Annotated in this window: 17 protein-coding genes and 2 pseudogenes; 9 read left to right on the top strand and 10 right to left on the bottom strand. The window is 66.4% G+C overall.

The genetic code is table 11. The features are described 5' to 3' along the window. Positions 1 to 221: 221 nt before the first annotated feature. A complete protein-coding gene (locus tag AC1D2L_RS06600) occupies positions 222 to 1,862 on the top strand; it encodes an amidohydrolase (RefSeq protein ID WP_476845034.1) in 1,641 nt (546 codons plus the stop codon). 141 nt (positions 1,863 to 2,003) lie between these two features. Here AC1D2L_RS06600 and AC1D2L_RS06595 read toward each other — a convergent pair. Together AC1D2L_RS06595 and ettA are read right to left on the bottom strand one after the other, a co-directional pair. Next, positions 2,004 to 2,905 (bottom strand): annotated as a pseudogene (locus AC1D2L_RS06595) (alpha/beta fold hydrolase). A gap of 278 nt (positions 2,906 to 3,183) precedes the next feature. Next, positions 3,184 to 4,836, bottom strand: a complete 1,653-nt coding sequence (ettA, locus tag AC1D2L_RS06590; protein ID WP_476845033.1) for an energy-dependent translational throttle protein EttA — start codon at positions 4,834 to 4,836, stop codon at positions 3,184 to 3,186. Between the two features lie 282 nt (positions 4,837 to 5,118). On the opposite strand from ettA, the gene AC1D2L_RS06585 reads away from it, so the two are divergent. From AC1D2L_RS06585 to AC1D2L_RS06570, 4 genes and pseudogenes are all read left to right on the top strand, one after another. Next, complete coding sequence (locus tag AC1D2L_RS06585) at positions 5,119 to 5,532, top strand: cupin domain-containing protein (protein ID WP_476845032.1); 414 nt, start codon at positions 5,119 to 5,121, stop codon at positions 5,530 to 5,532. Positions 5,533 to 5,650: 118 nt separating this feature from the next. Continuing rightward, positions 5,651 to 5,938, top strand: a complete 288-nt coding sequence (locus AC1D2L_RS06580; protein ID WP_476845031.1) for an MBL fold metallo-hydrolase — start codon at positions 5,651 to 5,653, stop codon at positions 5,936 to 5,938. A gap of 12 nt (positions 5,939 to 5,950) precedes the next feature. Then, positions 5,951 to 6,460 (top strand): annotated as a pseudogene (locus tag AC1D2L_RS06575) (MBL fold metallo-hydrolase); the annotation flags it as partial. Positions 6,461 to 6,574: 114 nt separating this feature from the next. After that, positions 6,575 to 6,904 (top strand): hypothetical protein, encoded by a 330-nt coding sequence (locus AC1D2L_RS06570; protein WP_476845030.1) that lies wholly within the window; start codon positions 6,575 to 6,577, stop codon positions 6,902 to 6,904. A gap of 46 nt (positions 6,905 to 6,950) precedes the next feature. Here AC1D2L_RS06570 and AC1D2L_RS06565 read toward each other — a convergent pair whose 3' ends face one another. Then, positions 6,951 to 8,756 (bottom strand): monovalent cation:proton antiporter-2 (CPA2) family protein, encoded by a 1,806-nt coding sequence (locus tag AC1D2L_RS06565; RefSeq protein ID WP_476845029.1) that lies wholly within the window; start codon positions 8,754 to 8,756, stop codon positions 6,951 to 6,953. Positions 8,757 to 8,867: 111 nt separating this feature from the next. Continuing rightward, positions 8,868 to 9,878 (bottom strand): aldo/keto reductase, encoded by a 1,011-nt coding sequence (locus AC1D2L_RS06560; protein WP_476845028.1) that lies wholly within the window; start codon positions 9,876 to 9,878, stop codon positions 8,868 to 8,870. Between the two features lie 139 nt (positions 9,879 to 10,017). On the opposite strand from AC1D2L_RS06560, the gene fliK reads away from it, so the two are divergent. The 4 genes from fliK (at position 10,018) to mog (ending at position 13,769) form a co-directional block, all read left to right on the top strand. Then, complete coding sequence (gene fliK / locus AC1D2L_RS06555) at positions 10,018 to 11,622, top strand: flagellar hook-length control protein FliK (RefSeq protein ID WP_476845027.1); 1,605 nt, start codon at positions 10,018 to 10,020, stop codon at positions 11,620 to 11,622. Continuing rightward, the gene (locus tag AC1D2L_RS06550; RefSeq protein WP_476845026.1) at positions 11,619 to 11,915 is read left to right on the top strand and encodes an EscU/YscU/HrcU family type III secretion system export apparatus switch protein; all 297 of its coding nucleotides are present in this window, start codon (positions 11,619 to 11,621) and stop codon (positions 11,913 to 11,915) included. The genes fliK and AC1D2L_RS06550 overlap by 4 nt, the downstream gene beginning before the upstream one ends. Beyond that, positions 11,912 to 13,039 carry a GNAT family N-acetyltransferase gene (locus tag AC1D2L_RS06545; protein WP_476845025.1) on the top strand — a complete coding sequence of 376 codons (1,128 nt, stop codon included), beginning with the start codon at positions 11,912 to 11,914 and terminating at the stop codon, positions 13,037 to 13,039. The genes AC1D2L_RS06550 and AC1D2L_RS06545 overlap by 4 nt, the downstream gene beginning before the upstream one ends. A 196-nt stretch (positions 13,040 to 13,235) precedes the next feature. After that, a complete protein-coding gene (gene mog / locus AC1D2L_RS06540) occupies positions 13,236 to 13,769 on the top strand; it encodes a molybdopterin adenylyltransferase (RefSeq protein ID WP_476845024.1) in 534 nt (177 codons plus the stop codon). Positions 13,770 to 13,889: 120 nt separating this feature from the next. Here the strand turns inward: mog and AC1D2L_RS06535 are convergent, their stop codons facing one another. The 6 genes from AC1D2L_RS06535 to AC1D2L_RS06510 all read right to left on the bottom strand — a co-directional run bounded on the left by AC1D2L_RS06535 (position 13,890) and on the right by AC1D2L_RS06510 (position 19,324). Further along, a complete protein-coding gene (locus AC1D2L_RS06535; RefSeq protein WP_476845023.1) occupies positions 13,890 to 14,273 on the bottom strand; it encodes a response regulator in 384 nt (127 codons plus the stop codon). Between the two features lie 10 nt (positions 14,274 to 14,283). Then, positions 14,284 to 15,369 carry a chemotaxis-specific protein-glutamate methyltransferase CheB gene (cheB, locus tag AC1D2L_RS06530; protein WP_476845022.1) on the bottom strand — a complete coding sequence of 362 codons (1,086 nt, stop codon included), beginning with the start codon at positions 15,367 to 15,369 and terminating at the stop codon, positions 14,284 to 14,286. Next, the gene (locus AC1D2L_RS06525) at positions 15,369 to 15,959 is read right to left on the bottom strand and encodes a chemoreceptor glutamine deamidase CheD (protein WP_476845021.1); all 591 of its coding nucleotides are present in this window, start codon (positions 15,957 to 15,959) and stop codon (positions 15,369 to 15,371) included. Before AC1D2L_RS06525 ends, cheB begins: the two co-directional genes overlap by 1 nt. Continuing rightward, on the bottom strand, positions 15,956 to 16,822 hold the full coding sequence (locus tag AC1D2L_RS06520) for a CheR family methyltransferase (RefSeq protein ID WP_476845020.1): 867 nt from the start codon (positions 16,820 to 16,822) through the stop codon (positions 15,956 to 15,958). The genes AC1D2L_RS06525 and AC1D2L_RS06520 overlap by 4 nt, the downstream gene beginning before the upstream one ends. A 5-nt stretch (positions 16,823 to 16,827) precedes the next feature. Then, positions 16,828 to 18,678, bottom strand: a complete 1,851-nt coding sequence (locus AC1D2L_RS06515; RefSeq protein WP_476845019.1) for a methyl-accepting chemotaxis protein — start codon at positions 18,676 to 18,678, stop codon at positions 16,828 to 16,830. Between the two features lie 136 nt (positions 18,679 to 18,814). Further along, positions 18,815 to 19,324, bottom strand: a complete 510-nt coding sequence (locus AC1D2L_RS06510) for a chemotaxis protein CheW (RefSeq protein ID WP_476845018.1) — start codon at positions 19,322 to 19,324, stop codon at positions 18,815 to 18,817.

The following is a 19,324-nucleotide window of genomic DNA, read 5'->3' as shown; positions in this document are numbered from 1 at the left end:
CCGCAAAATTCGACTTCGCACCAATACCGCGTCGATCAGGTAAGACCCTGGCTATGCCCACAAGGCTATTCGAGAGGACATCCTGAATGTGCATCGCATGTGGTCCGCTGATGGAAGCGATCCGTGGCACGATGGCCAGCCCATCTCGCCGCTCATTCATCAGGGGTGGAGCCGCTGCTCTGGCGGTCGGGACAGTCTCGCGCTTTGCGTGCACCGAAGTCATGGCTCAGTCTGAGGCTACAGACACTCTCTATGTCGGCGGCCCCATCCTGACGATGGTAGACGCCGCTCCCAGCGCTGAAGCCGTGCTTGTCCGCGCTGGACGCATCGTTGCGGTGGGCCCGCGCGCCGACGTGGAAAAACAGGCAAAAGCTCCGGTCTCGACGATCGATCTTGCTGGGAAGGCGCTCCTGCCGGGCTTTTTCGATCCCCACGGCCACGTCGTCATGATCGGCCTGCAGTCGCTGTCGGCCAACATGCTTCCCGCTCCCGACGGAGAGGGCAACGACATTCCAGCCCTGCAGCGCCTGCTGAAGGAGTGGGTCGCCCGAAACGCGGCCGTCATCAGCCGCTACAAGATCATCGTCGGCTTCGGCTACGACGATTCACAACTTGCGGAGCGCCGGCATCCGACCCGCGAGGACCTCGACGCCGTCTCGACCGAACTCCCCGTCATGCTGATCCACCAGTCCAGCCATCTCGGCGCGCTGAACAGCAAGGCGCTGGAGATCGTGGGCGTCAACGCGGCCACCAAGGACCCGGAGGGAGGCTCGTTCCGACGCAAGGAAGGCGGCTCCGAGCCCAACGGCGTCTGCGAGGAGGCGGCCTTCTTCCAGGTTGTCGGCAAGCTCTTCGCCCGGTTCGACGAGGACGCCTACCTGGCCATGATCAAGGCCGGCGCGAATTTCTGCGCGAGCTTCGGCTACACCACCGTCCAGGAAGCGCGCGCCATGGGCCCGACGACCGCGATGGTTGCGAAGGCTGCGGATATGGGCCTGCTTCCGGTCGACGTTCTGGTCTATCCCGACATCCTCGACTCAGCCGAGGCGATCAAGCCTTCCAAGATCTACCGGAACCGCTATCGCATCGGCGGCGCGAAGCTCACGATCGACGGATCGCCTCAGGGCAAGACTGCATATCTGTCGAAGCCCTATTTCGTGCCACCCGCCGGCCGCGACGCCAGCTATGTCGGCTATGCCGCTATCACCAGGAAGCAGCTCGATGCCGCGTTCGACCTCGCCTATTCCCGCAACTGGCAGATCCTGACCCACGCCAATGGCGATGCGGCCGTCGACTGGTTGATAGACGCGGTCGGCAAAGCCGCGCGCAAGCATGGCAGCAAGGACCGCAGATCGGTCCTGATCCATGGCCAGGCCACCCGGCTGGACCAATTGCCCAAGCTCAAGCGGCTGAATATCCTGCCGTCCTTCTTCCCGATGCACACCTATTACTGGGGCGATTGGCACCGCGATTCCGTCTTCGGTCCCGAGCGGGCAGAGCGCATTTCGCCATGCAGCTCGGCGCGCAAGCTCGGCATGACCTTCACCTCGCACCACGACGCCCCCGTCGCCAATCCGGACTCGATGCGCGTGCTGTCGGCTACGGTGACGCGCCGGACCCGAAGCGGCGATATCCTGGGTCCAAGCGAGCGGGTCGACGTGATGACGGCCCTGAAGGCGATGACGCTCTGGGCGGCCCACCAGCATTTCGAGGAAGACACCAAGGGGTCCATCGAGGTCGGCAAGCTCGCCGATTTCGTCGTTCTCGAGAAGAGCCCGCTCGACGTCGCACCCGACGCGCTGTCTGGATTGAAGGTGATCGAGACCTTTAAGGAGGGACGCTCGGTGTACCGGCGCGCCTAGGGTTCCACGGCGCTCCCGATCAGGCCCGCCCGACACTTCACAGACCTCTCCAGCCAGTGCCCATGCCCCGCGTTGCAGCGTCGGAGACGAAAACGCGGAGAGCACAAGCGCCCTCCGAGTTCCGCGATCAACTGGCCAGCATCACGCCTTCAGGAAGGCGAGCATGTCCTGGTTCAGCTGCTGCTTGTGGGTGTCCGTCAGGCCGTGCGGCGCGCCCTCATAGACCTTGAGCTCGGCGTTAGGCAGCAGACGCTTCACGGCGCGGCCGGCGGTCTCGATCGGGACGATCTGGTCGTCATCGCCATGGACGATCAGCGTCGGCCGGTCGACCTTCTTGAGGTCCTCGACGAAATCGGTCTCCGAGAACGCCTTGATCGAGTCCAGAGTGTTCTTGTAGCCGCCCTGCATGCCCTGCGCCCACCAGGAGTCGATCGCGCCTTGGCTGGGCTTGGCGCCCGGCCGGTTGAAGCCGAAGAACGGGCCCGAGGCGATGTCGCGGAACAGCTGCGAGCGGTCGGCGACGAGGCCGGCGCGGATGCCGTCGAAGACCTCGATCGGAACCCCGTTCGGATTGCTGGGCTTGCGCACCATGACCGGTGTCACCGCCGAAATGAAGCCGAGCTTGGCGACATTGCCTGTGCCGTGGCGGCCGACATAGCGCGCCACCTCGCCGCCCCCGGTCGAGAAGCCGAACATGGAGACATTCTTCAGGCCCAGCGCCCCGATCACGTCGGCGAGGTCGTCGGCGTAATGATCCATGTCGTTGCCGTCCCAGGGCTGGCTCGAGCGGCCGTGGCCGCGACGATCATGGCTCACGACGCGGAAGCCTGGTCGGCGAGGAACGCGGCTTGGCTCTCCCAGCTGTCGGAGGACAGCGGCCAGCCATGGCTGAGCGTCACGACCGGACCGTCCTTGGGGCCCCAATCCTTGAAGTAGAGGCTGACGCCGTCGCGGGTGGTGACATAGCTGCCGTTGACGACGGGCTTGGCGCCGCTACGCGAGGCGTCCTGCGACTGACCGGGGATCTGCTGGGCGTTCGACATGGCTTGGTCCCTCTCAAATTGGCTCGGCGCTTCCCGCCGCGCGATCTAAATCGTAAGCGATTAGATCGCGCACAATCAATGCGGAGGCGAACCTCACCTGTCAATCGCACAATTAGATTGCGTGCGATTTATTTTGCTAACTCGACGATCTCACGTGAGCCGCGCTGGCTGGTGGGCGGAACGCGGACCATCGGTCTGACATCGCCAACGCCCCGCAAACGAAAAAGCCCCGCGGCACCGATTGTGCCGCGGGGCTTCAGCAAGCCGCTCTTAGCGTCTCAGCGCGAGAACTTCTTGTACTGGATGCGCTTGGGGATCGTGGAGTCGATGCCCAGGCGACGCTTCTTGTCTTCCTCGTAATCGGCGAAATTGCCCTCGAACCACTCGACATGGCTCTCGCCCTCGAAGGCGAGGATGTGGGTCGCGATACGGTCGAGGAACCAGCGATCATGGCTGATGATAACGGCGCAGCCAGCGTAATCCTCGAGCGCCTCTTCCAGCGCGCGGAGCGTATCGACGTCGAGGTCGTTGGTCGGCTCGTCGAGCAGCAGGACGTTCGATCCGGCCTTCAGCATCTTGGCTAGGTGGACGCGGTTGCGCTCGCCGCCCGACAGCGAACCGACCTTCTTCTGCTGGTCGCCGCCCTTGAAGTTGAAGGTCGAGCAATAGGCGCGCGAATTGATCTCGCGCTTGCCGAGATAAAGGATGTCGTTGCCGCCCGAGATCTCCTCCCAGACGTTCTTCTTGTCGTCGAGCGAGTCGCGGCTCTGGTCGACATAGCCGAGCGTGACGCTCTCGCCGATCTTGATCGTGCCGGAATCAGGCTTGTCCTGACCGGTGATCATGCGGAACAGCGTGGTCTTGCCGGCGCCGTTGGGGCCGATCACGCCGACGATGCCGCCCGGCGGCAGTTTGAATGACAGGCCGTCGATCAGCAGCTTGTCCTGGAAGCCCTTCGAGAGATCCTCGAAATCGACGACGTTGTTGCCCAGCCTCTCCGCGATCGGGATGATGATCTGCGCGCCGTCGGGGCCCTTGTTGTTGGCCTTCTGGACGAGCTCATCATAGCGCTGGATACGCGCCTTGCTCTTGGCCTGGCGCGCCTTTGGCGAGGCCAGCACCCATTCCTGCTCGCGCTCCAGCGTCTTCTGGCGCGCGACATCCTCGCGGCCTTCCTGGGCGAGGCGCTTCTGCTTCTGCACCGACCAGGCCGAGTAGTTGCCCTCGTAGGGGATGCCCTGGCCGCGATCGAGCTCAAGGATCCAGCTGGTGACGTTGTCGAGGAAGTAGCGATCGTGGGTGACAATCAGGATCGCGCCCGGATAGGTCCGCAGATGGCCTTCGAGCCAGGCGGTGGTCTCGGCGTCGAGATGGTTGGTCGGTTCGTCGAGCAGCAGCAATTCCGGCTGTTCCAGCAGCAGCTTGCAGAGCGCGACGCGGCGGCGCTCGCCGCCCGAAAGCTTCGAAACCTCCCAGTCGTCCGGCGGGCAGCGCAGCGCGTCCATCGCCTGGTCGACCTTGGAGTCGAGATCCCACAGACCCTTGGCCTCGATCTCGTCCTGCAGCTTGGTCATCTCGTCGGCGGTCTCGTCCGAGTAGTTCATGGCCAGCTCGTTGTAGCGGTCCATGATCGCCTTCTGCGGGGCGACGCCGAGCATGACGTTGTCGCGCACGTTCAGCGTCTCGTCGAGCTTCGGCTCCTGCGGCAGGTAGCCGACGCGCGCCCCCTCGGCGACCCAGGCCTCGCCGGTCCACTCCTTGTCGAAGCCCGCCATGATCTTGAGCAGCGTCGACTTACCGGCGCCGTTGACGCCGAGCACGCCGATCTTTGCATCGGGGTAGAAGGACAGATGGATGTCCTTCAGGATCTGCTTGCCGCCCGGATAGGTCTTCGACAGGCCGCGCATATGGTAGATGAACTGACGGGACATGGGGCGTGCGGGCTCCGCTGGCGGACTGGTGGTCGGGCGTGGGGGAAATCTGGCGCGTATGTAGCGAGGCGCAGGCCAAGCCGCAACCGGCGCGATGCCCCGTGCGGCCAATTGCGGCGCCGGCAGACACCGCCTGTTCCGAGACGCGCGGGCATCATCGGCTGCATCCCGTCTGCGCGATGCGGTCCCTGCCCCTGAATTGACGCTGCCATAATCCGCCCCGGCGGCCTAGCGTCGCTGCGGGCCTGACACCCCGCCAGGCTGCAGCCGGAGGATAGCACCATGCGTATGATACCTTGCGCAGCCGCGACCCTTGCCACGCTCCTCTTTCCGGACATGAGTGCCCAGGCGCAGGACGCTGCTCTCGCCAAGCCGAACCTCGTTCTGCAACAACTGGTCGAGGCCATGCCGCGCGATGCCGCACAGGACGTCCGCGTCCTGACCGCGACGCTGAAGCCCGGCGACAGGACGGTGCACCACAGTCACCGCTTCCCCGTGACGGTCTATATCCTGGAAGGCGCCTTCACCCTGGAACTGAACGGAAAGGAGCCAATCACCATCAAGGCCGGCGAGGCGTTTGTCGAACCGCCGGGGATCGCGATGACGGGCTTCAATCGCAGCAGCAGCGAGTTGACCAAGGTGGTGATCTTCTATGTGAGCAGCCGGGATACTCCGTTTCTGGACCCCGTGCACTGAAGCCTGCCAGGCCGCGCCCCGCCTCTTCGCTTCACGAAACCGCCAGAGCGCCGTCAGGGACTTCCCGCGGCGTGGCTTTTGCCTCAGCTTCATCTGCAAGGTGACGCAGGAGCCGCCGATGCGCGTGTTGAACACCCTTTTACGGAGTGGCCTTGCGCTGTCTGGCGCCGCTCTGCTCCTCGCCGCGCCAGCCCGCGTCCAGGCGGACGAGCCGGGCTGCCGGCCCGAAATGGCCTCGCTGGCTCCCCGCGTCCAGCGCGTCAACCTGGCCAAGGACGAGGTGCGCCTGAACTTCATCGGCCACGCCACCTTCCTCATCGAGACGCCGGGCGGCATCAAGGCGGCGACCGACTACAACGACTATGTCCGCCCGCGCGAAGCCCCCGACATCGCCACGATGAACTAGGCGCACTCGACGCATAACTCGCGCAATCCCGATCCTTCGATCAAGCAGCTCCTGCCGGGCTGGGACCCGACAGGCGCCGGCGCGGCAAAACACGACGTCACGCTTGGCGACATGCGCGTGCGCAACGTGCCCACCAATATCCGCTCCTATTCCGGCTCGACCGATTTCGACGGCAACTCGATCTTCGTCTTCGAGGTCGGCGATCTCTGCATCGCCCATCTCGGACACCTGCATCACCCGCTGGAGGCCGGCCATCTGCGCGCCCTCGGGCGCGTCGATGTCGTGCTCTTTCCTGTCGATGGCAGCTACACCCTGGACCAGGACGGCATGATCGAGGTGCTGAAATCGATCCAAGCAAAGGTCATGATCCCGATGCACTTCTTCGGGGGTTCGACGCTGAATCGCTTCCTGTCGCGCTCGCAGGATCTCTGGCCGGTCGAGCGCCGCAGCGAACCCGTCATCACCGTCGCCAAATCCGCCCTGCCCGCCAGGCCGAGCATCATCGTGCTGCCGGGGCAGTGATTGCCAGCGCCTTCGTTGCGGCCGTCTCGTTAACCGCGCGCTGAGGCTGATCCGAAGCTTGCCTTGCCGGGCGTGAAAACTCCGGCATGCTCGGGTCAGTTGGAGAACGCCGCCATGAACCGCGCCTTCGCGATCGCAGCCTGCCTCCTCGCCGCCACCGTGCTGCTGCCCGCCAGCGCCGAGGCCAAGCGCCGCTTCAGCGGCAGTGCCGCCCAGAGCGCGACTTCATCCTCGACAGGCAGAAGCACAGTTATCGTGCCCGCAACGGCGGGCGCGCGCGCCAGGGCCGCGGAACCAGCCGAAGCGCGCCGTGTGCCGTTTCCGCCTGCGACCGCCCAGCCGCGGGAGCCTTCGCCTGTCCCGCTGCGCCTGACAGGCAGCGACGACAAACCGGTCTGGTGCCGTAGCGAGGTCGTCGTCGGCGGCTTCTGCATGGTCAACTGAGCCACAGAAAAAAATCCGTCGCGCTCGAGCATCGCGCCGGGCGACCTCAGACGCTGATGTCGTCGGGTACGTTGCCGTGGATCTTGCCCGGCGTCTTGGGCTTGGTCAGCGGCGCAGGCGTCGGCGCATTGCCCCGGATCAGGTCATTGCCGGCGTTGATGTCACTGGCGACCTGGATGTCGAGCCGCTCCTCGTCACGGCGCCGCACGTCCTCGGCGATCTCGTTCGCCTCCTCCTCGGGAACGCCCATCTGCAGTAGCGCTGCGGTGCCGAAGGCCAGAGCCGATTCAAAGGTTTCGCGGATCTGGAAGTCGACGCCGGCGCGGATCAGGTCCAGCGCGTGGCCACGATCGAAGGCGCGCACGAACAGCTTTGCGTGCGGGAACTGCTCCTTGGCGAGCTGGACGATCTTGTCGGCGGTGGCGCGGTTCTCGACGCAGATCAGGATCGCCTCGGCCCGGTCGGCTCCCGACGCATGCAGGATCTCGGGGCGCGTGCCGTCGCCATAATGCACCTTGAAGCCGAATTCCGAGGCGGCCTTGATCAGCTCGACATCGATCTCGATGATCGAGACGCTGAAGCCGCGCGCCAGCAGCGACTGGCTGGCAACCTGTCCGAAGCGGCCAAAGCCGATGATCAGCGTGCGCCCGGTCAGCCCATCGGCGATATCGACACCGTCCAGCGACGTCTCCTCAGGCGGCAGGAAGCGGTCGAGCGCGATCACCAGCAGCGGCGTCACCGCCATCGACAGGATAACGGTGGCGCTCACAACTGCATTGACCCGCGCATCGAAGATGCCGGCGGCATAGGCTGCGGAATACAGCACGAAGGCGAACTCACCGCCTTGCGAGAACAGGGCGACGCGCGTGATCGCCTCGCGGGTGGTCGATTTCGTCAGTTTCGCCACCACGAAGATGCCGAGCGCCTTTACGGACATGAAAGCGAGCACGGACAGCGCGATCAGGACCCATTGCCGTGAAATCACGCCGACATCGAGCGACATGCCCACCGCCAGGAAGAACAGGCCGAGCAGGATGCCGCGGAACGGCTCGATATCGGCCTCGAGCTGATGCCGGAAGCTCGATTCAGAGAGCAGGACGCCCGCCAGGAAAGCGCCCATCGCCATCGAGAGCCCGCCGAGCTGCATCACGAGAGCCGAACCGAGCACGACAAGCAGGGCCGCGGCGGTCATGACCTCGCGCGCTTGCGCCAGCGCCAGGATGCGGAACATCGGGTTGAGCAGCCAGCGCCCCGCGATGACGAGCCCGGCGAGACAGGCCAGGCCGGTCCCGAAGGACAGCCAGCCATTGGAGCTGCCTGTCTTCAGTGGGGCCAGCACCGCCACGATCGCCAATAGAGGCACGATCGCGAGATCCTCCAGCAGCAGGATCGAGACAGCTTGCTGGCCCTGTGGGGTCGAGCTTTCGCCACGCTCGTTCAGCATTTGCATCACGACAGCGGTCGACGAGAGCACGAAGCCCATGCCGGCAATGAAGGCCGCAGCGGGGCTCAGGCCATAGGCGATGCCGACGCCTGTCAGAAGCGCCCCGCACAGCGTGACCTGCGCCACGCCCAGGCCGAAGATCTCGCCTCTGAGGTTCCACAGCCTGGAAGGCTGCATCTCCAGCCCGATGATGAAGAGGAACATCACCACGCCGAATTCGGCGACGTGCAGGACCGATTCGGGATTGGCGAAGAGGCCGAGCCCGTACGGGCCGATCACAAGACCGGCGCAAAAATAGCCCAGCACAGAGCCGAGACCGAGGCGTCGGAACAGCGGCACGGCCATCACGCCCGCGCCCAACAGGCTCACGACCTTGATCAGATCCCCGGTAACACCCTCGACCGCCATGCGCCCGCCTTCTCCCATCCTCGATCAATTCGCCCGGCCGAGCGCCGCACGTCAGTTAGGTACGCCCGGCCGCGGACGCAAATAGCTTGCCGCGCCCTTGCGACCGTTGCCTCAGCCGACGCGGCTGGGCCGGCCCTCGAGCGGATAGGCCGGATCGTTGTAACCCGGCGTGGACGGATGCCCCGCCGGCACCAGCCGGTCGATCAGCGCCTCGTCCTCGGCCGTGAAGTCGGCGTCGAGGGCTGCGAGATAGGCTTGCCATTGCTCCAGCGTACGCGGGCCAGCGATCGCAGCGGTGAGGAAGCGGTTGTTCAGCACCCAGCGTACGGCGAACTGGATCGGGGTCAGTCCGCGCGCGGCGGCATGAGCCTTGATCTCCTGCGCGATCAAAAGGCTCTCCTCGCGCCATTCCGTCTGCATGATGCGCTTGTCGCCACGTGCGGCGCGCGTACCCTGCTGCGGCGCCTCGCCGGGCGCGTATTTGCCCGTGAGGACGCCGCGAGCCAGCGGCGAGTAGGAGGCCACGCCGAGCCCGAAATGGTCGCAGGCCGGCAGATGCTCGACCTCCGGCATGCGGTTCATCGCGTTGTAATAGGGTTGGCTGACGACGGGCCTGTCGATGCCGAGATCGTCGCAGAGCCGGCAGATCTCGGCCAGCCGCCAGGAGCGATAGTTCGAAACGCCGAAATGCCGGATCTTCCCCTGGCGGACGAGGTCGCCGAGTCCACGCACGGTCTCGGACAACGGAGTCGAGAGATCTTCCTTGTGGAGATAGTAGATGTCGATGAAGTCGGTCCCGAGCCGGCGCAGGCTGTCGTCGCAGGCCTGCATCACCCATTTGCGCGAGAGGCCGCGCTGATTGGGGCCAGTCCCGAAGGCATTGGCGACCTTGGTGGCGAGCACCCAGTCATGGCGGTGCTCTGCGATCGCCCGCCCGGTGACCTCTTCCGAGCGCCCCTCGTTGTAGACATCGGCGGTGTCGATGAAATTGATACCCGCCTCGCGCGCATGGTCGATGATCCCGCGAGAATCGACCTCTGACGTCGCCCCACCGAACATCATGGTGCCCAGGCAAAGCGGCGAGACCCTGAGGCCGGAATGACCGAGCTGACGATAGTCCATGAGTTCGCTCCTTCTCGCGTAGCGTCACCCTGCCCGAGCCGGCAACGCCGCGCCAGCGCCTGCCACGCACGCCTCATCTGCAAGGAAATGCTTAACCTTTCCTGTCACCATCATCTCGTCACATGATCGGCACAATCCGATGAACCTCGCCACGCTCGTCCAGAGCCAGACCCTCGCCACGCTCCTGCAGGCACTCACCCCCGCGACCGGGCTCGCAGCCGGCGGGACGGTAGAGGCGCGCCTGCTTGCGATCGCGGGCGACGGCACCGCGACGGCTGAGATCGGCGACACGAAAATCTCGCTCGTGCTGGCCGGGCCGGAGGCGCGGCAGGCTGCGCTCACGTCGGGCGCGACCCTGCTGCTGAAGCTGGTGCCGCCGGAACAGCCAGGCGCTGCGCTACGCGCGACGCTTATGGAGGTGCGCCCTGCGACGGCTACAGCCGCCCCCGCGTCGAGCAACGTGGCGCCCGCGACTGCTAATGCCGCGCCGGCAGCGATGCAGACGACAGCGCCCCCGTCTGTCGCGGCCCAGATGGCGGCTCCGCTTCCTTCGCCCACGACACTCACACCCGCGAGCGTCCAGATCACGCTCGCCGGTTCGCCGGGCCCGCACGTAGCCGCTGCCAATCCGACCGCGCTGGGCGCCGTCCAGACACCAGCCCGCGGCGGCGCCTCTGCCATCGCCACACCATCGCGCGCCTCGATGCAGGCGACGGGTGCGGCTGCCAGCACCAGCCAGCAAGCCGTTCCACAGCGACCCGACGCGCTCGCCACTGCCAATCTGCGCGCCTCGGCCGGCCCGCTTCTGGGCGCCGCCCTGGCCAACCAGGACGGGCTCGCACCGCTGCTAGCAAATCTCCGTGCCATTGCCGGCAGCGCGGTTGGCCTTTCGGTACCCGCCCCCGTGCTGAAGCTGGCCGACCAGATCCTGGCGCAGGCATTGCCCGTCGAGCGCAGGGCCGTGACGCCTGAGGCCCTGAAGCAGGCAGTCCAGCGCTCCGGCCTGTTCATGGAGGCGCACCAGGCTTCCGGACAGCCGCCATCGTCCCAGCCCGACCTGAAGGCGGGGCTTGTGGCCCTGCGCGATACGCTCGCCCCCATGCTCGCCAGGCTCGGCGCCTTGCCTCTCGACAAGGGTCGCATCGAAAACACCGGTCCCCAGCCCGGCGAGCCGGCACGGCCGGCGCCGCCCCACAGGGATGGAGCCCTGTCCCCCCAGCCGATCGCCGAACCAACTCTGATGGCAGCCGACAAGCCACTGGGCATCACGGAGACCCTGCTGCGCCAGACGGAGGCCGCACTCGACCGGATCACGCTGTCGCAGTACGCCTCGCTGCCGCTCGAGCCCGCCCGCGCCGACGCCAGCCCGGCCCAACGCTGGCTCACCGAGATTCCGCTCGCCTTCCAGGCCGGCACCGCGATCCTGCCGCTCCAGGTCGAGCGCGAGCCGCCAAGGCGCCACGCTGCAGACGCCGGCGAAGGTCCGCTCTGGCGCGTCCGCTTCGCGCTCGATGTCGAGCCGATGGGCCCACTGCAGGGCGTCGTTACGCTGCAGGGCCGCAGCGTCGGGGTCTCGCTCTGGGCCGAGCGCGAGGACACCAGCCGCCTGTTGCGCGGAGCGGCGCCGGGGCTCGAGGCGGCGCTGATCGACGCCCAGTTCGAAAATAGCGCGATTGATATCCATACCGGCCAGCCTCGCGTGATGCAGGCTACCGCCGGCCAGTTCCTGGACCGCCTGTCATGACCTCCTCCCCCTCCCCGCGCCAGATCGCAGTCGCGCTCGAATATGACGGCCAGGGCGCTCCCCGCGTCACCGCCAAGGGCCGCGGCGAACTCGCCGAACGTATTCTCGAGACCGGCCGCGAGCATGGCGTCGCGATCGAGCAGAACGCAGTCCTGGCGCAGGCGCTGTCGACAGTCGAACTGGACGAGCAGATTCCCGAGGAGCTGTACCGGGCCACGGCGCAGGTCATCGCCTTCGTGCTGTCGCTCCGGGGCGAGATGGGCCGCGCCCGAGTAAGTGACCGCCGGCCTTGAGCGCAAATATCGTCGTACGGCGCATTCGCCCCGCCGATTTCGGCGCAATGAATGCTGCCTTCAGTGAGTTGAGCCGGCGCGCCCTCACGCCCAATCCGCATATGGCGCCAGCTGCGATCGAAGCCGCGGGCCTGCTGATGCCGGGCGATGCGATCATCATCCTCGCTGCCTGGCAAAGCGAGGCGCTGGGCTCCGAACGCTTGCTCGGTGTCTGGGCCTTCGCCCGCCGTCGCGACTGGCGCAGCGGCTTTTCCGCCAACCTCGTCTCGCCCCTACTGCCGCTCTACGAGGTGTCCTCGGCGCCCGTCATCGACCGCGACCATGTCGAGGATGTCGTGCAGGCGATGCTGCGCCATATCAACGCGGCCTCCGACCTCCCCAAGACGCTGGCCCTCCCGCTGCTTCCGCTGGAGGGCGCGACCGCCGACGCGATCCGCGAGAGCTGCCGAGCCTCTGGCAGCCGCTTCTCGACCTATGAAACCTGGCAGCGGCCGATGCTGCTGCCGCAGCCTGACGACGATGCCGAGCGCTATCTGCGCCGCTCGCTGGGCCCGTCCTACAAGAAGCGCATGCAGCAGTTCCGGGCGGCGGCCAAGGCCGGCGGCCTCGCCTTCCAGCGCAGGCGCGGCGCGGGCGCGCGCGACGGCTTTGAGGATTTCCTGACGCTGGAGGCGGCCGGCTGGAAGGGCAAGGCACGCACGGCGATCCTCTCACGCACGGTGGACACCGCCTATTTCCGCAAGCTCGTCGCCGGTTTTGCCGACGCCGATGCACTTCAGCTCGACGCCTTGCTGCTCGACGACAAGCCGATCGCGATGGGCGTGCTGGTCGAGAGCGCAGGGACGCGGCATTTCCTCAAGATCGCCTATGACGAGAGCCAGAGCCGTCTCTCGCCCGGCCGCACGCTGACGATCGCGATGATCCAGGCCGATTTTGCGGGCACGCCGGCGGAGATATTCGACAGCGGAGCCGGCGACGGAGTCGATGCCGGTACCTACGCGTGGGGCGAACGCCGCCTGATGGGCAACACGATCGTCGGCCTCGGCAGCGCCGAGCCAAGCATGGCAAACGCCACGGCCGCTGCACGCCAGGCGCTGCGCCGTCTGCGGGATCGCCGTAACTGAACACAGAAGCGCGCCGCCACGGTACGCTTCGGCATCCAAGCTCAAACGGCCAACTTTGCTCAGTCCATGATCGCCGTGCTCCACGAATAGGGGCTGGTCGACCCGACCAATCTCTGCCGGCTCCCAGCGCTTTTGCTCTGGCCAGCCGCGGCCCCATCGTCCACATCTGCGCTGCGACCGTGAGCGGGAATGTCAGATGAGCCAGCCTATCAAGATCGGGATCGTCACGGTGTCGGACCGCGCGTCGGCCGGCATCTACGCCGATGAGGGCGGGCCGGCGATCTCGGCCTATTTCAACAAGGCCCTCGCCTCGCCCTGGACAGCTGTTGCCCGCGTCATCCCCGACGACCGCAAGCTGATCGCCGACACGTTGATCGCGCTCGCCGATGAGGAGGGCTGTTGCCTGATCGTGACCACGGGCGGAACCGGCCCCGCCCCACGCGACGTCACCCCCGAGGCGACCGAGGACGTGATCGAGAAGCCGATGCCCGGCTTCGGCGAACTGATGCGACAGGTCAGCCTGACAAAGGTCCCGACCGCGATCCTGTCGCGCCAGACAGCCGGGATCCGCGGCAAGGCGCTGATCGTCAACCTGCCCGGCCGCCCGCGCGCCATCGCCGAGTGCCTAGATGCCGTGATGCCGGCGATCCCCTATTGCATCGACCTGATCGAGGGTCCGTATCTCGAAACCGACCCAGACGTGATCGTGGCGTTTCGGCCCAGGAAGTAGGCCAACTCGCCCCCGGGCGACGCAGCCAGCGTCCCAACGCAAACGATCCAGGCCAGCTGGACGCCACCCTGGATCGCTTGGTCTTGCTCACGATGACGGGGGCTTACGCCCGACTGCTGATCAGCAGGCGAGAACCTTCTTCACGCGCACTTCGAGGTCGCGCAGCTCATAGGGTTTCACGACGTAATGGTCGGCGCCATTGGTGGTGGCCTCGTCCATCTTGTCGACCGAGCGCTCGGAGGTCGCCATGATGATCTTGATCTGGTTGAGCTCGGGGACGGAGCGGATGGCGCGGAGCAGGTCGATGCCGCTCATGCCGTCCATGTTCCAGTCGAGCAGCAGCAGGTCGTAGCGCTTGCCCTGCATCTTCATCAGGGCCTCGCGCGCATTCTCGGCCTCGTCGATATCCTGAAACTCGATCTGCTTCAGGAAGTAGGTCGCAAGCCCGCGCATGCTCTTCTGGTCGTCGACGACCAGGATCCGGTATTCGCTTCGCGCTTTCATAGAATTCTCCTCACGCGCTGCGCATCTGTGGCCGCTCACCGAGCAGGTTGCCGACTGCGGCGCCAATCTGGTCGAGCGGCACCACCCTGTCGGCGGCACCGAGCTCGAAGGCCGCTTTCGGCATCCCGTTTACCACGCAGGTCTCCCCACTTTGGATTAACGTCTCTGCACGAGCTTTACGCATAGCTAACAAACCGTCTGCGCCGTCGCGGCCCATTCCTGTGAGCAGGATGCCAACCGAATTCGCCCCGAGACTGCGCGCGACCGAGTGAAACATCACGTCGACGGAAGGGCTGTGGCCGCAGACCAGCGGCCCCTCCTTCAGCACGCAGACGAGTTCGCCGCGCCTGTCCTCGATCTCGAGATGGCGGGGCCCGCCCGGCGCGACCACCGCCATGCCCGGCCGCAACCGGTCGCCATCGGCAGCCTCCTTTACGTCGAGCCCCGTTGCCGAGGCGAGTCTGGCTGCGAATTTCGCCGTGTAGCCCGGCGGCATGTGCTGCACCACCGCAATCGGGATCCGCAGATGCGCGAGATCGCGCATCACCACCTGCACCGCCGGCACGCCGCCGGTCGAGGCGCCGATCGCGATCAGCGAGGTGCGACCGGCCGTCGAGGGCTCGCGGGCGATGCTCTGGCGCACCACCGGCGCCTCGCTGCGCGCGGCGAACATGCGCCGGCTCGCCGAGGCCCGCGACAGCGCCGCGACGAGGTGCTTCATGAAGCCCTCGAGCGTATGCGTGGTGCCGTCGGGCTTCTCGATGAAGTCGATCGCGCCGAGTTCGAGCGCCTGGATCGTGTTGTCGGCACCGGGACCGCCGAAGGCCGAGACGATCAGCACCGGCAGCGGGTCCTGCTTGAGCACGCGCGCCAGTAGCTTCAGGCCATGGCGCCCCGGCAGTTCGAGATCCAGTGTCACGACGTCGGGACGCAGTTCCTGGATGGCGTCCCAGCCCTCTTCTGCGCTGCCGGCGACGCCGATCACCTTGAAGCCCGGCGCACCGTCGATGATCTGCGTCATCAGCTTCTGCATCAGGATGGAATCGTCGACGACGAGAACCTTGACCGGGCTCGCAGGGGACGTCGGCCAGCTCATTACCAAACCTCCACTTCACCGGCCACCGGCTGGGTCTTGAGCCGGTTGAGATAGGCGATTTCCTGCTCGTGCCCGCTGTCGCGCGTGCTCGGCTGCACATGCTGCACCCAGGCTCGGCCGGTCGATGGCTGGTAGTGAATGCGGCGAGAGCGCGTTCCAGCCACATCCTTCGACACCACGGGAATGCCTTCGACTCTCAGGAACTCGTTGACGAATTTGATGTTTCCCTCGCCGATCGCCAGCATCGTCGCACCCGAGAGCACGCGCGCACCGCCGAACACCTTGGCCTCGAGATGGTTGCGCCGCGCACCGCGCTTCAGCAGGCCATTGATGAGGACTTCCATGGCAGTGTCGCCATAGCGTTCGCCGGCATTGGCATCGCCACCATTGTTCTTCGGCAGCAGGAAATGGTTCATGCCGCCGACGCCGACCTGCGGGTCGCGCATGCAGACGGAGATGCAGGACCCCAGCACCGTCGCCACGATCTCGTCCTTGGCAGCAGTGATCTCATGTTCACCGGGCGCGACGGTAATGATCGTGGCGTCGAAGCGGGGGTCGAAATAGCGACGAGAGGAACGGGCGACGCTCATGCGGTTCTCTCGTAGATGGTGCGGCCGATCAGCCGCAGTTGGGGGTGCGGCTGCGGCAGCGATTCCGAATGGCCGAGATAGAGGAATCCGCCCGGCGCCAGCATGCCGACGAAGCGGTCGAGGATCGAGGCCTTGGTCTGCGTGTCGAAATAGATGAAGACGTTGCGGCAGAAGATGACGTCGAACGGCCCCTTCATCGGCCATTTCTCGATCAGGTTCAGGCGCTTGAATGCAATCAGCCTGCGCAGTTCGTCGGCGATGCGCGCCTCGCCGCGGGCCGTCCCGGTATCCAGCCGCAACAGCGGCTTGAGATCGCCCGGGAGACGCTCGAACTGCTCGGCCGGATAGAGCCCGGCCTCCGCACGGTCAAGGATGTCGGTGTCGATGTCGGTCGCGAGGATGCGGAAATCGACATCGCTGCGCGAGCCCAGCACATCGCGCGACGTCGCCGCGATGCTGTAGGGCTCCTCGCCGGACGAACAGGCCGACGACCAGATCCGGATGCGCCCGCGCCGCCCGGCTCGCTCTTGCAGCAGTCTCGGCAGGACGTCCTTGCGCAGATGGTCGAAATGGTGGCGCTCGCGAAAGAAGGCGGTGTGGTTGGTGGTGACCGCGTTGATCAGCTCGGGCAGCTCGTCGACCGCGCCTGGCGTACGCAGGAAGGCGCAGTAATCGGCGACCGAGCCCAGGCCCAGCGCCTTCACGCGGCGGGCCAGCCGGCCGCGCGTCATCGCTTCCTTGTGCTCGCGGATGACGATGCCGGCGTGCTCGTAGACGAGCTTGGCGATGAAACCCATGTCGTCGCGCGACAGGGTTGCATCGGCGAGCGCTTGCGAGGCGGGGATGGCGGTAAACCTGTTCATAGACACTAGAACTCCGCCCATTCGTCTGCACGTCCGCCGCCGGAAGCACGCCGGCGCGGTTCGGGTCTCGCAGCGACGACCGGCTCCTGCCGGCGAGGCTCCACCCGGCGCGAAGGCGCCGGGCGCTTCTGTTCGCTCAGGCCGGCTGCGGCCAGGGCCTGCAGGCGCATCGGTTCCGAGCCGAACCGCGTCGGCGCGGCTTCTGTGCGGAAGAAGGCGACCAGCTCCCTGAGCGTCGCGATTTCGTCCATGAGCTCTGCGGCCGAGGTCGCGCTCTGCTCGGCCAGCGCCGAGTTCGCCTGCGTGGTCTCGTCCATATGGGCAACCGTCTGGCTCATCTCCGCGATGCCATGCGCCTGCTCGGCCGCAGCAGAGGAGATCTCGACGACGGTCGCAGAGACTTTTTCCGCCGCCTGGACGATGCGATCCAGCGCCTCGCCAGTGTTGCGCACGAACCGTACGCCCTCGCCGACCTGCTGGTTTGAGGACGCGATCAAGCCCTTGATATCCTTGGCGGCCTGGCTCGAACGCTGCGCCAGCGAACGCACCTCGGATGCGACGACGGCAAACCCCTTGCCGGCATCGCCGGCGCGGGCGGCCTCGACCGCGGCATTCAGCGCCAGCAGGTTGGTCTGGAAGGCGATTTCGTCGATGACGCCGACAATGTCCGAAATCCGCGAGGACGAGCCTTCGATGCGTTCGATCGCGCCGACGGTCTGCGCGACCACGCTCTTGCCCTGATTGGCGACCGTCATCGCCTCGCCGGCGAGGTCCATCGCCTGGCGCGAGCGGGCGGCGCTCTGCTTGACGGAGGCCGCGAGTTCCTCGGTGGTCGCAGCTGTCTCCTCGAGGTTCACGGCCGTCTGCTCGGTACGGGTGGCAAGGTCACCGGCGCCCGAATTGATCTCGTGCGCGGCGCGCGCGACATTGCCGGCCGTAGACTGGATCGTCGCAACCGTCGCCGCCAGATGCTCCAGGGTGCCGTTGAGGCTGTGCTTGAGCTCGGCAAAGCGGCCGTGATAGTCGCCCTGCATCCGCTGGGTCAGGTCGCCCTGCGCCAGCCCGCCCAGCACCTGGGCGAACTCGCCCACAGCCTGCTCGACCAGGGCGTTGATGCTGTTCATGCCCTCGGCAATGTCGACGAGCGCCTCCGGCTTGCCCGCAAGCGGCACGCGGCGCGAGAAGTCGCCCTCGATCGCAGCAGCCGCCATCTCGGCGACTTCGGCGCTGGCAGCGAGTGCATTGGTCAATTCGCGCCATTCGACTGCCGTGCCCAGGCTGCTTCCGTCCTGGTGCAGGACGGGCGTCAGCGAGAGGGCGACGGTGCGGCGGCCGAGCGCGAAACGCAGGCCATTGCGGCCCCCCGCCGCTGCGCCGATGCGTCCCGGCTCGCGCTGGACCGACAGCATCACCTTGCCGAGCATGTCCTTGGCCGAGCAGCCGGGAAAGGCCGCGCGGAAATCCTCCTGCGCCTCCGTGAAGAACTTCAGCAGCGAGGCGTTGACGTAGACCACGCGGTCCTCGGCATCGCAGACCATGACAGCCGTGCGGCAGCCATCGAGCGCCGTGCGGATGCGCATGGCCTCGACGCCGGCTTCGTGGATGGTCTTCAGGGAGCGGGCGAGATCGCCGATCTCGTCATGGCGCTGCGTTCCCGGCACCGCTGCGTGCTCGCCCTCGGCGATGACGCTAGCGGCATCGCGCAAGGCGGCGACAGGCCGGGAGACGGCGCGGCCGGCGAGCCATGCCGCAAGTGCCGCGCCAAACACGGCGGTGCCCCCGAGCGCCCAGGCCTGGGTCTCGCCCAGCTTGCTCCAGGGCAGATGCTGCACGGCGCCGCCAGCGGCGAACGCCATCCCAACCATGATCGGCAGCTTGATTGAGAGCCGTGAAAGGGAACCGAAGGGGCTGCCCATTTTCTTGTCGTTTCTTTCTTGGCGTACGGCTCTTCCTGACGTGGAAACGCAACCCTCCGGACGTTTAGGCTTGAACTCAGTTGGCGCGGGCAGTCCTCGCCATGGCGTTCTCGGTACCGCCGTCGCGGATCACGGCGGCGAGGTCGAGCAGGGCCACGATATCGGTGTCGAGCAGCACGAGGCCTTCGATCAGGCCATGCTCGTCGCGCTCCAGATCAGGCGCCGGGCGAACCGCGCTGACCGGTACGTCGACGATGTCGGAGACCGAATCGACCAGGAGGCCAGCGACCTTGTCCTCGATGTCGACCACCACGATCACATGGGTCGCGGTCGCATCGGTGTGGCCGAGGCCGATCGAGGTGCGCAGGTCGTACACCGCCAGGATCACGCCGCGCAGGTTGAGCACGCCGCGCACATGGGGAGCCGCATGCGGCAGCGGCGTCGTCGCCTGCCAGCCCTTGATCTCGCGGACCATGCCGACATCGATGCCGAAGGTGCGGTCGCCGACCTTGAAGGTGACGATCCGGCGGACGGCCGACTCCGGCTGTGCCGACGAGAAATGCTTTTCGCCGAGTTGAAGGGTCAT

The organism is Allobosea sp. P1_B10, assembly GCF_056406735.1.
This window is presented reverse-complemented; position numbering and strand designations above follow the sequence as displayed.